This is a genomic window from Paenibacillus sp. FSL R5-0345 (assembly GCF_000758585.1).
Classification (GTDB): domain Bacteria; phylum Bacillota; class Bacilli; order Paenibacillales; family Paenibacillaceae; genus Paenibacillus_AQ.
In genome coordinates this window covers 4,184,507-4,197,305 of sequence record NZ_CP009281.1, presented here as the reverse complement: position 1 = coordinate 4,197,305, position 12,799 = coordinate 4,184,507, and the positions used below count along the sequence as shown (strand labels likewise).

Genomic DNA, 12,799 nt, shown 5'->3' with positions numbered 1-12,799 from the left:
ATATTGAAAAAAATATTACTCTCATTTAACAATTGGTAAAAGTTGTGCTGACAAGACCTTCTTATAATGAAGATAAATTCCTGTAGGGAGGCCAAATATTCATGAGTACGATAAAAACGCGCTACATGCTGACACAGTCACAAAAAATGATGATTTTTGTACTATCGATGTCGCTTTACGGTTTGTCCAATATGTTCACGGAGCTAGTGCCTGGGATCAAACTAGGCCCCATTGAATTATCGATTGAATATTTTGCTTTCATTCCTTTGACCTTATGTATGTTGTTTCATCCTTTATATGCGGCCATTGGGGCAGCTGTAGGTGAAGTGATTTTCGGGGAACTGATGTTAGGTCAATTTGGTGGGTTAGGAGAACTGGAGAAATTCATTACCTTCTCACTAGCGATGTATACTGCAGGTCGTATGGTATCCGATCCGAAGAATCGCAGACAGGTTGGAGTGGCGGCGATTACTGGTGTAGTGATTCATCAGTTCTTCAGCTCTGTTGTGGATATAGTGAAGGTATGGGTGGGTGTAGAAGAGCTTGAAGCTGTTAAAGGTCTAGCAGAGAGTATCGTAGTCATTGAGGGAGTTGGCTTTTTGAATGATGTACTCTTCTCTGGTATCTTGTTCGCTTTGATTCCTACCATGTATCTGGTTCCACGCTTATATGGAAAGATCGAACCTTTACTTGGCATGAAGCCGCGTGAACGGAATATGAAATATGCAACAGGGGCTTGGTTATCTCCTAAGCTCGTCATTTCTGGAACAATTCTGGTAATGGTTGCGCTTGGATCGGAATTGCTGTCGGAATCCGGATGGAATTTTGGTGATTTTGAGTTTGCTTGGGCAGAGTCCAATGAAGAGAGCTTGATTTGGCTGAGTATGCTGGTAGCAGCAGTTGTTGCAGCAACAGCGATTATATCCCTCATTCGGCGGTCAGCACGTAAAAGACAGGAAGCAGGTCAAGTAGATGCGTAAATCAATACTCGAACTGAATGGGGTCACCTTTACTTATCCGGGAGCTGAACAACCAGTACTGCGAGATGTATCTCTGCAGTTAGATGAAGGAGATTTCATTGCCATTATAGGTAGTAACGGTTCGGGAAAATCCACGCTCTGTAAATGTTTTAACGGCTTAATTCCTCATTATTACACAGGTGATTTCGCGGGTGAGGTGACGATCTGCGGTCAACCGGCGGATGGGAAAAGTGTAGCGGAGCTTTCCAAACATATAGGATATGTATATCAGGATTTTGAGAATCAGTTGGTACGCCCGACGGTACTTGACGATGTGTCGTTTACACCGCTCAATTATGGATTTGCCGATTATAAGGAACGGGGAGAACGGGCACTGGCGCTAACCGGACTTAGCGATTTAAGAAATGAATTTATCTGGCAATTGAGTGGTGGGCAAAAGCACTTGCTCGCTCTTGCCGGAGCTCTAGCGATGGATCCAGAAATTCTCGTTATTGATGAACCAGTAGCTCAGCTGGATCCACAGCATGCCCGCCATATTTATGATATTTTGCGCCGATTGAACGAGGAGCAGGGGAAGACCATTGTAGTAATCGAACACCATGCGGAATTTATTGCAGACTATTGTAAGAATGTCGTCCTGATGGATAAGGGGGAGGTTCGATGGCAGAAGCCTGTAAGGGAGGCTCTTTCATCTGTAAAAGAACTGTTGGAGCTTGGCATCTATCCACCGGATGTCACCCGTGCAGCTTGGCTGTTGCAATCTGATGCACCGCGAACCCACTTACTTCCCTTAAATGCTGCGGAAGGGAGCGCCCACATGGTGCTTCGCCAGGATGCGATCGTGAGAACGGAATCATCTGCGCCTAATTACGAGCAATCCCTTACTATAACTGGGGAAGTGAAGCACGTCGTTCAGATGGAGAATGTTCACCTATCTTATCGCACGATTCATAAGACGATGCATCCTGTTTTGAATGGTGTTCAGTTAGAGCTGCGGCAAGGTGAATCTATTGCTCTTATTGGAAACAACGGAGCGGGCAAATCTTCTTTAATGAAGCTGATTGCTGGAATTGTCAGACCTACAGCAGGAACGGTAAATGTGAAGGGGATGGTTGTGAACGGTCTGCCACCCGAGCGTCTTTCCGGTACCGTAGCTTACGTATTTCAGAACCCAGAGGAAATGTTTATTGAGGATTCTGTACGTAAAGAAATTGCTTATTATTTGAAAGCGCGAAAGCTAGTCGACGCAGAAGAGAGAGTAGAAGAAATGCTCACAGCATTCCGGCTCAGTGAATTAGCAGAACGTGACGCTCGTCTTCTGAGTGGAGGTCAGCAGCGCCGTGTATCACTGGCTATTGGAGCAGCGGTTCGTCCTGCTGTCATGCTGCTCGATGAACCAACGGCGAATCTGGATATTTCGACGAAACAGGAAATGGTACATGTACTAGATACGCTTCGCAGCCATGTTGAGACGGTTGTGATTGCGACTCATGATATGCAACTTGTATCAGAATGGGCGACTAGGATTATAGTTATGCATCAAGGTCAAATTATTGCTGACGGAACGAAAGATGAAATCTTCGCGGACGGACTTCTATTACGGCGTGCGGGTCTGGCTCAGACACAATTGATGGAACTGAGTCGGTTGCTCGGTCTGCCCCGCATTTGCAGCAGCTTGGAGGACTTCGTAAGTCTAGTGGAAGTACAGAAGGAGGTGGCAGCAATTCATGGAAGCCGTTAAACGGGCACTTGACCGTATATCTGTAGAACAAATCAAACTGGAACTCTTAGGGACGGCTTATAACAGCAGCAGCACTTTTCTAGGGAGACTCGACCCGCGAACTCTGCTGCTCTGGTATTTGTTCTTTGCCATAGTACCTTGGTTCGTACATAACCGTACGGTCCTGTTAGGGGTGTTCGTACTAATGGTCTTAACGACAGTCCTCTCCCGCGTCAGTCCATATATTATTTTCATATTGTGTTTGGGATTAATCAGCCAAATTGGGTGGATGTTCATCCTGTCGCTCTTTTTCGGCGGAGGGATTGAATCGTTGCTACCCATGTTGACGCTGACGCTTAAGCTCTCAGTGATTTCACTAGCGAGTATTACGGTGTTCTCTAGTCTCGATCCGGAAAGGCTTAGTGACGGCCTGCTATCTTTAGGAATACCTGATACGTTTGCATTTAGCTTATCTTATGGTTATCGTATTTTGCCTACGCTACTGGAGGAATTTCATCAGATTTTGTTGTCTTTCAGACTGAGAGGGCAAAGACCCCTGCAACATGGACTGTTGTATTGGAGAACGGCAACGTATTATTTACGAATTGTAATTTTGGCCTTTTACCCACTTATGCTGAACACAGCTAAACGTTCTCGGACCACGATCGAGGCGCTTGAAACTAGGGGATTTAGCTACGGTTTGAACAATAAGAAAGTGAAGAAGATCAAGCTATCTTACTTGAAAATGAAGCGGTCCGACTGGTATTTTTTATCCGGTTCCACGGCTTATATCATTTTGCTATTCTGGATCGGTTATCTCTACCCTAAACTGGTGTATTAACATAACTTACAAGCTCAAAGGAGACGAATTAGTCATGAATATTGATCTGCATACACACGGTAAATTATCTAAGAAATCAACGTTTTCCCCAGAATATTTTGCTGAAATGATGTTTGAGGCAAAAGCGAATGGATTACAGGCAGTGGCTTTGACTGAGCATTTTAACACTTCGAATTTCTTTGCAATGTATGAAGAACTGGATCAGATGTATCCCTATAACGGGCATTTTTATGATGTAAATGGGCTAAAACTGTTTCCGGGTATGGAAGTGGATATTGCGGAGACAGGTCATATCCTGCTGATCGGACTTAAGGAGAATGTGCTAGCGGTTCGAGCTTTACTGGAAGAGCATACTCAAGAGGGCAATTTTATTGCTTTTAAGAGATTGCTTGATATGGCGGACGAACATAACCTTTGGAAAATTGGAGCACATCCCTTCCGCACTTCTACGCCATTACATCAACTGGACCCAGAGCTGCTTCGGAGATTAGATGCTTTTGATTTCAATGCAAAAGATATTTACATGCAGGGAGCAGAGACCTATAAGAACCTGATTACACCCTTTGCGAAGACGTTGGGTGTACCCGTGATCGCCGGCAGTGATAGTCATCAATGTCTGCAATATGGGAGCGTATTGAATCGGTTGAATACCAACTGCTCCACTGTTGAGGAATTGAAAGAAACGATTAAGCAAGGCAACTACGAAATTGAGCTCTCACCTTGTCTTCATACTAAAGTGAAGGCCTCGGTCATGATGAAGAAACTATTGAAGCAGTTGATCGGTGAAGCTCCCTCCAGAGATGAAGCAGAGGTTGGCTATAGGGTCTAGTCGGTTCCAAACATTCCTGTTATACTTTTTTCGTGAATGTATTTGGAGGTGGTACTGTGCTAATGCTGGTTTGCCCATTAGCTAGAAGTTCCTCACGCAAAGCCTAAATTAGGGCGATACTTTGCGTGAGGTGCGATAGATGGATGATCGCCCAAACTAAACATATCGTTTCTAATAATGGGCTTTGCACCTTATGGAATTTCAATATAAATAAGGGGCTGAAAAGCAATGAACACACCATTTATTAGAAACCATCAATATAATTTTATTAAGAAGCAAACAGATTTTCTTCTGAAAACACTGCGAACTGTAGCAGATCGAAGAGTCTTGGAGACTGTGAGATATCGTTCATCGTTGAACGTTATAGAAGCTTTTCCAACACTTAATGATACTCAGCAGCAGATGCTGCAACAAATATCTACCTTTGAGACGGCAGATGATTTTCAGAAGTTTCTAAGTGGATTAGAAGTTTATTTAGAACCTTTTCCACAGATTACGCCGAAACAAGTTCAGAAGTTATTTCCTAAGAATAAGAAGCTGAAGGTACCGGATTTATCAGTGATTGACTTTCGATATATGACATATCTGAGCTGGATAGATATTGCTACCAACAAATTATATATCGTATATCCGTTCGAAGGGCAGTTTATCGGTATCGAGGGAAGAATGACACCTATGAACAAGAAGGGCTATTGCTTGTTCTGTAATCGGCAGCAACAGCTTGCCTTTTTTACGGTCAAGACCAAGCTTGCGAAATCCTCGCCGGATGATTACTCCTCTATTGGCCAATATATATGCATAGAAAGCCAAGAATGTAATCATAGGATTACGGATACAGCAGCACTTGAGAGATTTATTCTCTCCACACGTGCATGAGGTTTAGATTAGCAAAGGCTGCCCTTGAGGGCAGCCTTTTTTTCAACGTTATTGTTTATCTTTGGAATCTTTATTGATGACCCGCGTTGGACGAGTTACCCAGTTTGTACGATTCATCGGTTTAACTGTATCAATTCTAGAATTTGATAGTTCATTCGATGCTTCATTGTTCTCTGTTTCAGTAGATGCTGTTACTTCTTGATCTACACTTTTTTTCCTTGATAGTCCTGTTCCGTCATGCTTGCCTCTATTCCATACTCTTCCCTTACTCATACATACACTCCATTTCTATACGCTTATTCATAAACCATATCATATTAGGACAAGTTAAGGAAGAAAGACATAAGCACAAATCGAAGGATTTTTCAAGTTATAAAGGTTACTGGAGATTTCATTTTATGATAGCTATAATAGTACTGATATTGAAAGGAGAGTACTTATATTATGGCAATCAAGATCATAACAGACAGCGGTTCTGACCTACCCCTTGACTACATGGAGAAGTATAATGTTTCCGTCATCCATCTACCGGTTCACTTTGGGCATGAGCTTATGCCTGAGGATACGGATACGAAAACCTTTTATGCTAAAATGGCTGAATCCAAGGAGCTGCCCACTACGGCAAGTCCAAGTCCAAACCAATTCCTTGAGGCATTCAGGCAAGTAGAGGAAGGCACTGACATTATGGTCATATGTATGTCCTCTAATATTAGTAGCACTTATCAGACTGCTATGATCGCTATGGAAATGTATCAAGAAGAAGGGCACTCCAATGCGATAGAGGTTATAGATTCTAAGACCTTCTCAGGAGGTTTGTCACTGATTGTGGGTCTCGCAGCCAAGTGGTCATTGACTTGTACGAGTCTGCAAGAACTGAAGGGAAAGGTGCTTCAGCAAATTGACGAAGTTCGCGCTTATTTCACACTGGATACACTTGAGAACGTGATGAAAGGCGGACGTCTAAGTCGGATATCGGGGGCAGTTGCTTCCGTGCTAAATATTAAATTACTGCTCAAAATCAGCGAAGAGGGCACCGTTGAGGTAGTAGAGAAGACCCGGGGTCTTCCAAAGGCATTAAACCGTCTGCTTGCACATTTGGATGAGAAGCAGCATGATTACGAGAAGGCTGTTATCGCTATAGTACACAGTAACTGTGAGAAGCTTGCGCTTGAAATTAAAGAGCGTATTTTACAAAAGCACCCCTTCAAAGAGGTTTTACTCTCAAGTATGGGGCCTGTAATGGGAACCTATGCGGGTGAAGGTGGAATTGGGGTAGCTTTTTAAGACCTGATATTTTGATTTTTGGGATTTTACGATCGTACATGGGACGAGTTCCTGTGTGCGATTTTTATTTAAATATATGAATTAATATGACTTGGTTGATGGACGTGATAATTTAGCTTTTCTTTAGATTGCATTTAGGTGGGTTTAATAATCGAAGCTTATAGTTAGATGGGGTGATTACTATGTATACAATTCTGATCGCAGATGATGAAGCAGAAATTGTAGAATTGTTGAGATTATATTTAGAGAAAGAGTACAACATTGTGGAAGCGAACAGTGGTACCGAAGCGTTAATGCAAGTTCAGAACCATAAAATTGATTTAGCGATTCTTGATATTATGATGCCTGGTTTAGACGGATTGCAATTATTGAAAAAGATTCGTGAGGTTCATCATTTTCCGGTGTTGTTTTTATCTGCAAAAAGCGAACATTATGATAAAATCCTGGGACTTGAACTCGGTGCCGATGATTATATTTCTAAACCGTTTAATCCATTGGAAATTGTAGCTCGTGCAGGAGCTTTGTTGCGGAGGGTGCATCATTTTGACGCACAAATCATTGAAGAAAAGGCCGCTGAACAGATTGTATTGGGAGAATTGAGGCTGGATCAAAGCCAGTGTCTGCTCTATCGTTCAGGGGAACCTGTCGTCCTTACCTCTACCGAGTACAAAATTCTGGAATTAATGATGAAGCAACCGGGACGGGTCTTTACACGGAAAAAAATATATGAGGCTGTATGGGAAGATTTCTATGTGTACGAAGATAATAGTATCATGGTACATATCAGTAATATCCGTGAAAAGATCGAGCAAGATTCCAAAAAGCCGGTTTATTTAAAGACTATTAGAGGGCTGGGATACAAAATTGAAGCGCCTATGGAGCAATAGAGATCAACGACCTTTACAATCATCGCTAACGCTGGATTTTTTGTTGTTCATCTGCATTTTGTTTTTTCTTGTGATTGTTTATTATTTGTTCATTAATCTTGATGTGACCCATATGTTCGAAAAAAATAAAATCGCTGATCCAGATTTAAAGGTTGAAGCAAGTGCCTACCGAGATAATCTGGAGCATGGGATAGAAACCAAACGCCTTCTGCGTAGCAGTGGATGGATAGAGGTCTTGGATCAAGACAAGATGGTTATTGAGGTTGTTGGGGAGAAGAAAGATAATGTAACACAATATACCGATGACCAGCTCTTGAAAAGTCTGGAAAACGGAGAAGACCAGGAGTACTACTACTCATTGGCTACACGTAGTACTCAGAATGAATCAGAATGGCTGCTTCTAAAGGTTCCTAGAGAAGTGATTGATATTTCAATTAATAGTGACCCACTGGTTGCTTACTTCAACCACTCTATTTCATACTATGTCTTTTTTGGAGTCGGCATGGTTCTCATGCTTATTATCGTGTATAGCTATTGGGTGGCACGAAGAATCAGGAAGCCGCTGCGGATCATTACGCTTGGTTTGAAGCAGATGATTGAAGGGAACTATGATACTCGTATCTCGTTATATGCAGAGAAAGAATTTTCTCAAATTGGGGAGACTTTTAATTATATGGCGGACGTAATTGAGAAGACGACCAAAGAGAAACGCCAAGCAGAGGAAAGTAAGAAACGTATGATGGTCGATCTTTCCCATGATCTGAAGACGCCTATTACGAGTATACAGGGTTTTGCACAGGCATTGGTTGAGGGTCGTGGTGAGGATGAAGAACGCCAAAAACGGTATTTAACCTATATCTATAATAAATCCTCGCAAGTGACTAAGCTGATTCAAAATATGGTGGAGCTGCTCAAAATAGATTCCCCGGATTTTTTGTTACGTATGGAACGTCAAGAACTGGGTGAATTTATTCGTGAAATCGTTGCAGACTCTTATGGTGAGATAGAACAAAAGAACTTTATCCTGCAGCTGAATGTTCCGGAACAGGAAGTATTCGCAAGCTTTGATGCGGAGCTGCTCTCGAGTGTAGTTCATAATTTGATCTCCAATGCTTTGACCTATAATCCGCCAGGCACTCATTTACGCGTGGAGGTTATACCCGCAGAGAGTGAGGTTGCTATTGAAATTGCAGATACCGGAGTAGGCATTCCTGAAGAGCTTTGGTCAACGCTTTTTGATCCGTTTGTTCGTGGAGATAAAGCGCGGTCAACTACAGGTGGAACGGGACTTGGCTTATCCATTGCTATGAAAAATACAGAGAAAATGGGTGGCACGCTTCATCTCAGTCGCGGAAAGAAGGAACCAACGGTATTCACCATACGTATTCCCAAATAGCGAGATGAAAGACACCCAAAAATAGAAGATGGGAGAGAACTATGGCTAAACTGAACACATTCATTCGAGTTTGTATAGCGATCCTTTTGGTGTTAGGCATCGTATTTTTAGGCTCGCAAGTTAATTTTATTTTCAGTCCAATCTTGTCTTTGTTCAATGTTATTATCGTGCCCTTAATGTTGGCAGGATTTTTCTATTATTTACTCCGACCTCTAATCAATACTTTGGAGAGATATAAACTTAATCGCTCTGTTGCGATCATCATCGTATATGTGGTCATTGCATTGCTTTTGTTTGGTTTTAGTATTGGTGTATGGCCTTCACTTCGAACACAGCTCATTAATTTTGTCGATAATATGCCAAATCTGATCGCAGCCGTGAATCAGCAGCTATTGAGGCTCGAGGACAGTGGATTTTTGGCTTCTATTATCCCAGCAGATATGGACCTTGCTTCCCAATTGACTGAATATTTGAATAAAGGATTTAATCTGATTTCGAATTACGTTACGGGTCTATTCTCCTTTGTTTCAAATTTCGCGATTATTTTATTTACCTTTCCTATCATGTTGTTTTACATGCTTAAGGAAGGTGGGAAATTTGGTCGTAAGATTGTAAGTTTCTTTCCAAAGAAGTATCGTGGAGAAGGGACTTCAATGATGAGTGAAATTGACAGTGCGTTAAGTGGATTCATCGTTGGGCGGGTATTAGTCAATCTGGCGCTTGGTGTTCTGATGTATATTGGTTTCCTTATTATTGGACTACAGTATGCATTGTTGCTGACAGTGATTGCCGTAGTGATGAATTTTGTACCTTTCATTGGTGCAATTCTCTCCAGTATCCCAATCTTTATTATAGGATTCATCCAATCGCCGTCCATTGCAGTATGGTCCATCATCATCGTTCTTGTAGCTCAGCAAATTCAGGATAATCTGATCGCTCCCTACATTTTTGGGAAAAAGCTTGATATTCATCCGCTGACAACGATCATCTTAGTGTTGGTTGGTGGAGATATAGGCGGGATTATTGCGATATTGCTGATTATTCCACTGTATATGATTGTGAAAATCCTCTTGACCAAAGTGTATAATTTGTTTGTTAAGAACCACAGGGCTGAGGTAGAAGTAGAGGTAGAGGAGAGCCTTTAATATCTCTTAAATTATCAAATATGATGGAGGTTGTTTATATGAATGAAGGAACGGAGCAAGGATTAATTCATATCTCAGATGATGTAGTCACATCGATCGTTGGACAGGTGGTTCTGGAAACGCCAGGTATCGCTGGAATGTCAGGAAGCAATATTTCGGACAACTGGGCCAAACGTTTGGGCGGTAAAAATGTGAAAAAAGGATTGTCTGTAGAAGTAAAAGAAGTAGACGTTGCCATCGACCTGCGGGTTATTGTTAATTACGGATGTGTAATTCAAGAGGTCTGTTATATGTTGCAGAAAAATGTACGAAATGCAGTGGAAAATATGATGGGTCTGTCCCTTGTCTCGGTAAATGTGAAAGTTGAGAAAGTAGCCCTCCCAGTATAATGATGTCTCTCAAATAGGCACCGTGATATAGGCTTCTGCATAGAATGGAGCAAATCCATTTACGGAGGTCAGAGCATCCATGTCGACATATAACACTGGGCAAGAGCAGAATGTGATTTATCAGGCCGATCCTGCGGTGATCCGGCACCTGCACGGTGTTCGTGATTCCCTGCATCAATCTTGCAAGCCCTACTTAAACCATAGGGTGAATGTACAGACTTTAGATGGCTTAGTGCACGAAGGTACTATTGCCGGAGTAGATAATAAACATTTGTATTTGAACGTTGCGGTGAATGGGCAAATGTCACGCGGATATTATAATCCATACCAGCCTTATCATCCGCATCCGGGTCCTGGCCCTGGCCCATATCCAGGTCCATACCCAGGTCCTCCTAATAATAATGTGATCTTGCCGCTTGTGTTGTTCGAGTTACTTGCTATTTCTTTACTCTAAAGTGTACATTATATTGAATAAGGACATGTGCTGAAATCGCGATTGCACGTTGACGCGACTAGCCATGTTCTTTTTTTGTGTAAATGATGTGTACTCTTGATATAATTGCTATAAACTGGAGGTGTCATATGATTAGATATCCTATTTTGAACAAGAATGCGACAGTAGGGGTAACAGCACCTTCATCTGGTGTAGGCGCTCAAAATGCGGAGTTAATTAAGTTGGCTACAAGTCGTTTGGAGTCTAAAGGATTTGAAGTGATTTGTGGGGAGACTGTATGGACGCAAGAGAAGGCCAAGTCCGCACCCGCTAAAGTTCGTGCTCAGGAGTTTAACGAGATGATGGGCAGTGAGCATATTGATATAATTATTCCGCCTTGGGGCGGGGAGTTGTTGATTGAGATTCTTGAATTTATTGATTTTGATACCATGAAGAATAAGTGGATCTTAGGGTATTCGGACATTAGTGTGCTGCTCCTTGCAGTTACGTTAAGAACAGGGATTGCAACGGCTCATGGGACAAACCTTGTTGATTTAAGAGGGGAGTATTCGGATGATACCACAGCGATGTGGGAAGCGGTACTTACGACGCAAGTAGGCGATTCTATTGTCCAGCGTTCATCCGATAAATATCAAGGGGAATGGCAGCATGATGCTCCAACGCCTTATGTATTCCACTTGACAGAAGTTACCAGTTGGAAGACTGTAACATCTGTCCCTGTAACTATGAAAGGGCGTCTACTAGGGGGCTGCATAGATGTAATTAGGCATCTGATAGGCACACCATTTGGCAATCTGCGGCATTTTCAAGAAAAAATGATTAACAATGAACCAATCCTATGGTACTTAGAGAATTGCGAACTGAATACGGTTGATGTACGCAGGTCATTAGTTCAGATGAAGCTGGCAGGTTGGTTCGAGAATTGTTCTGGCATTATGTTTGGCAGAAGTCCTGCTAATCGGCCAGTAGAGAACTATACGGCCGAAGACATCTACGCTGAGCTTTCTGAAGAGCTTCAAGTGCCCATAGTGTATGATATTGATTGTGGTCATATTCCACCGCAAATTACGCTGATTAACGGAGCGTACGCTGAAGTTGATGTGGCGAACGGAGTAGGAACGGTAAAGCAATTTTTCTATGAATAGGTGCATACAAAAAAAAGGGACAACCACTTGGGCTGTCCCTTTTCTTATATTTGTCGCTAGAAGGCTTAGTTCTGTGTAGTTACAATCGCGGTGATTTCCTCATCCAGGTCTAGCCTTACATCTTCGCGATAGGCACGAATGCCATATTCGCTAAGCATGTAACGCAGGATCGCCTCGATCATGTTGGACTCCACTAGATATTGACTACGTCCCTGTACCCAAACCTCAGCAGAGTAGCCAGTGTCTTCTTCCCAGCTCAGTTCTACCTGAACATCTTCAGGGCGAACCGCTTTACGTTCAGCCATGTGTAAACATAGGGCGTTGATAATCTCATCCATGCTTAGAACCATTGTTGACATTAGTAACGACCACCTTGATCTTCTAAGCGGCGACGTTCTTTTCTACGACGGAAGAAGGACATCACAAGCATTACGAGTACATAGATAGCAAGCATATTAATGGCGAGTCCTAGAATGTTACCGAGGGCACCCATACCGGCGAACATACCGCCGAACATTAACCCAGCCAAACCGCCGATCATCATACCTTTCATTAAGCCGCCACCGCTGAAAAATCCGCGTTTCGTATTTGCAGCAGTAGATCCTGCTGTGGAGCTTTTTGTGCTATCGCTTTTTCTTACGTTATCGGTTGTTGATTTTTTTGGAGTTGTTGAATAGCTGCGAGTGCCGGATTTAAATCCGCCACCACCTCGCTTCGCATCCACAAAGTTCGGGGTAGCTACGGCGAAAAATAGAGTAAAGGCCATTACAATCATCATTACGCGTTTCATTGGTTTCATTTAGTACGAAAACCCTCCTGTGAGTATGAATTTGTGTGCATATTCGTTAATACG

The 12,799-nt window shown here is 42.5% G+C and carries 15 protein-coding genes; 12 read left to right on the top strand and 3 right to left on the bottom strand.

Annotated features, from left to right (window positions below; genetic code table 11):
* Positions 1–101: 101 nt before the first annotated feature.
* The 5 genes from R50345_RS18615 (at position 102) to R50345_RS18595 (ending at position 5,246) form a co-directional block, all read left to right on the top strand.
* A complete protein-coding gene (locus R50345_RS18615) occupies positions 102–980 on the top strand; it encodes a DUF8171 family membrane protein (protein ID WP_042129023.1) in 879 nt (292 codons plus the stop codon).
* Positions 973–2,721 carry an ABC transporter ATP-binding protein gene (locus tag R50345_RS18610; protein ID WP_052414646.1) on the top strand — a complete coding sequence of 583 codons (1,749 nt, stop codon included), beginning with the start codon at positions 973–975 and terminating at the stop codon, positions 2,719–2,721. The genes R50345_RS18615 and R50345_RS18610 overlap by 8 nt, the downstream gene beginning before the upstream one ends.
* Positions 2,708–3,541 carry an energy-coupling factor transporter transmembrane component T family protein gene (locus tag R50345_RS18605; RefSeq protein WP_042129020.1) on the top strand — a complete coding sequence of 278 codons (834 nt, stop codon included), beginning with the start codon at positions 2,708–2,710 and terminating at the stop codon, positions 3,539–3,541. The genes R50345_RS18610 and R50345_RS18605 overlap by 14 nt, the downstream gene beginning before the upstream one ends.
* A 34-nt stretch (positions 3,542–3,575) precedes the next feature.
* Positions 3,576–4,370 (top strand): PHP domain-containing protein, encoded by a 795-nt coding sequence (locus tag R50345_RS18600; RefSeq protein WP_042129018.1) that lies wholly within the window; start codon positions 3,576–3,578, stop codon positions 4,368–4,370.
* 228 nt (positions 4,371–4,598) lie between these two features.
* A complete protein-coding gene (locus R50345_RS18595; RefSeq protein ID WP_042129015.1) occupies positions 4,599–5,246 on the top strand; it encodes a FusB/FusC family EF-G-binding protein in 648 nt (215 codons plus the stop codon).
* A 48-nt stretch (positions 5,247–5,294) separates the two neighbouring features.
* Here the strand turns inward: R50345_RS18595 and R50345_RS18590 are convergent, their stop codons facing one another.
* Positions 5,295–5,519, bottom strand: a complete 225-nt coding sequence (locus R50345_RS18590; RefSeq protein ID WP_042129014.1) for a hypothetical protein — start codon at positions 5,517–5,519, stop codon at positions 5,295–5,297.
* Between the two features lie 171 nt (positions 5,520–5,690).
* Between R50345_RS18590 and R50345_RS18585 the strand changes: the two genes are divergently transcribed.
* The 7 genes from R50345_RS18585 to R50345_RS18555 all read left to right on the top strand — a co-directional run bounded on the left by R50345_RS18585 (position 5,691) and on the right by R50345_RS18555 (position 11,946).
* Positions 5,691–6,530, top strand: coding sequence for a DegV family protein (locus tag R50345_RS18585; RefSeq protein WP_042129011.1), 840 nt, complete (start codon positions 5,691–5,693; stop codon positions 6,528–6,530).
* A gap of 182 nt (positions 6,531–6,712) precedes the next feature.
* Positions 6,713–7,417 (top strand): response regulator transcription factor, encoded by a 705-nt coding sequence (locus tag R50345_RS18580; protein ID WP_042129010.1) that lies wholly within the window; start codon positions 6,713–6,715, stop codon positions 7,415–7,417.
* A complete protein-coding gene (locus R50345_RS18575) occupies positions 7,395–8,813 on the top strand; it encodes a sensor histidine kinase (protein ID WP_042129007.1) in 1,419 nt (472 codons plus the stop codon). The genes R50345_RS18580 and R50345_RS18575 overlap by 23 nt, the downstream gene beginning before the upstream one ends.
* A gap of 41 nt (positions 8,814–8,854) precedes the next feature.
* On the top strand, positions 8,855–9,958 hold the full coding sequence (locus R50345_RS18570) for an AI-2E family transporter (protein ID WP_042129005.1): 1,104 nt from the start codon (positions 8,855–8,857) through the stop codon (positions 9,956–9,958).
* 38 nt (positions 9,959–9,996) lie between these two features.
* Complete coding sequence (locus R50345_RS18565) at positions 9,997–10,347, top strand: Asp23/Gls24 family envelope stress response protein (RefSeq protein ID WP_042129003.1); 351 nt, start codon at positions 9,997–9,999, stop codon at positions 10,345–10,347.
* Between the two features lie 79 nt (positions 10,348–10,426).
* Positions 10,427–10,801: a hypothetical protein gene (locus tag R50345_RS18560; RefSeq protein WP_042129001.1), complete on the top strand. Its 375-nt coding sequence runs from the start codon at positions 10,427–10,429 to the stop codon at positions 10,799–10,801.
* 128 nt (positions 10,802–10,929) lie between these two features.
* Positions 10,930–11,946: a S66 family peptidase gene (locus R50345_RS18555; RefSeq protein ID WP_042128999.1), complete on the top strand. Its 1,017-nt coding sequence runs from the start codon at positions 10,930–10,932 to the stop codon at positions 11,944–11,946.
* A 65-nt stretch (positions 11,947–12,011) separates the two neighbouring features.
* On the opposite strand, the gene R50345_RS18550 is transcribed toward R50345_RS18555, so the two are convergent.
* Positions 12,012–12,296 (bottom strand): YxcD family protein, encoded by a 285-nt coding sequence (locus R50345_RS18550; RefSeq protein WP_042132285.1) that lies wholly within the window; start codon positions 12,294–12,296, stop codon positions 12,012–12,014.
* A gap of 8 nt (positions 12,297–12,304) precedes the next feature.
* Complete coding sequence (locus tag R50345_RS18545; protein ID WP_442950209.1) at positions 12,305–12,736, bottom strand: hypothetical protein; 432 nt, start codon at positions 12,734–12,736, stop codon at positions 12,305–12,307.
* Positions 12,737–12,799 lie beyond the last annotated feature (63 nt).

Excerpts from the sequence above, each read along its gene's own strand:
- R50345_RS18615 (WP_042129023.1), top strand. The coding sequence starts at position 102 with ATGAGTACGATAAAAACGCGCTACATGCTGACACAGTCACAAAAAATG.
- R50345_RS18610 (WP_052414646.1), top strand. The coding sequence starts at position 973 with ATGCGTAAATCAATACTCGAACTGAATGGGGTCACCTTTACTTATCCG.
- R50345_RS18605 (WP_042129020.1), top strand. The coding sequence starts at position 2,708 with ATGGAAGCCGTTAAACGGGCACTTGACCGTATATCTGTAGAACAAATC.
- R50345_RS18600 (WP_042129018.1), top strand. The coding sequence starts at position 3,576 with ATGAATATTGATCTGCATACACACGGTAAATTATCTAAGAAATCAACG.
- R50345_RS18595 (WP_042129015.1), top strand. The coding sequence starts at position 4,599 with ATGAACACACCATTTATTAGAAACCATCAATATAATTTTATTAAGAAG.
- R50345_RS18590 (WP_042129014.1), bottom strand. The coding sequence starts at position 5,519 with ATGAGTAAGGGAAGAGTATGGAATAGAGGCAAGCATGACGGAACAGGA.
- R50345_RS18585 (WP_042129011.1), top strand. The coding sequence starts at position 5,691 with ATGGCAATCAAGATCATAACAGACAGCGGTTCTGACCTACCCCTTGAC.
- R50345_RS18580 (WP_042129010.1), top strand. The coding sequence starts at position 6,713 with ATGTATACAATTCTGATCGCAGATGATGAAGCAGAAATTGTAGAATTG.
- R50345_RS18570 (WP_042129005.1), top strand. The coding sequence starts at position 8,855 with ATGGCTAAACTGAACACATTCATTCGAGTTTGTATAGCGATCCTTTTG.
- R50345_RS18565 (WP_042129003.1), top strand. The coding sequence starts at position 9,997 with ATGAATGAAGGAACGGAGCAAGGATTAATTCATATCTCAGATGATGTA.
- R50345_RS18560 (WP_042129001.1), top strand. The coding sequence starts at position 10,427 with ATGTCGACATATAACACTGGGCAAGAGCAGAATGTGATTTATCAGGCC.
- R50345_RS18555 (WP_042128999.1), top strand. The coding sequence starts at position 10,930 with ATGATTAGATATCCTATTTTGAACAAGAATGCGACAGTAGGGGTAACA.
- R50345_RS18550 (WP_042132285.1), bottom strand. The coding sequence starts at position 12,296 with ATGGTTCTAAGCATGGATGAGATTATCAACGCCCTATGTTTACACATG.
- R50345_RS18545 (WP_442950209.1), bottom strand. The coding sequence starts at position 12,736 with ATGAAACGCGTAATGATGATTGTAATGGCCTTTACTCTATTTTTCGCC.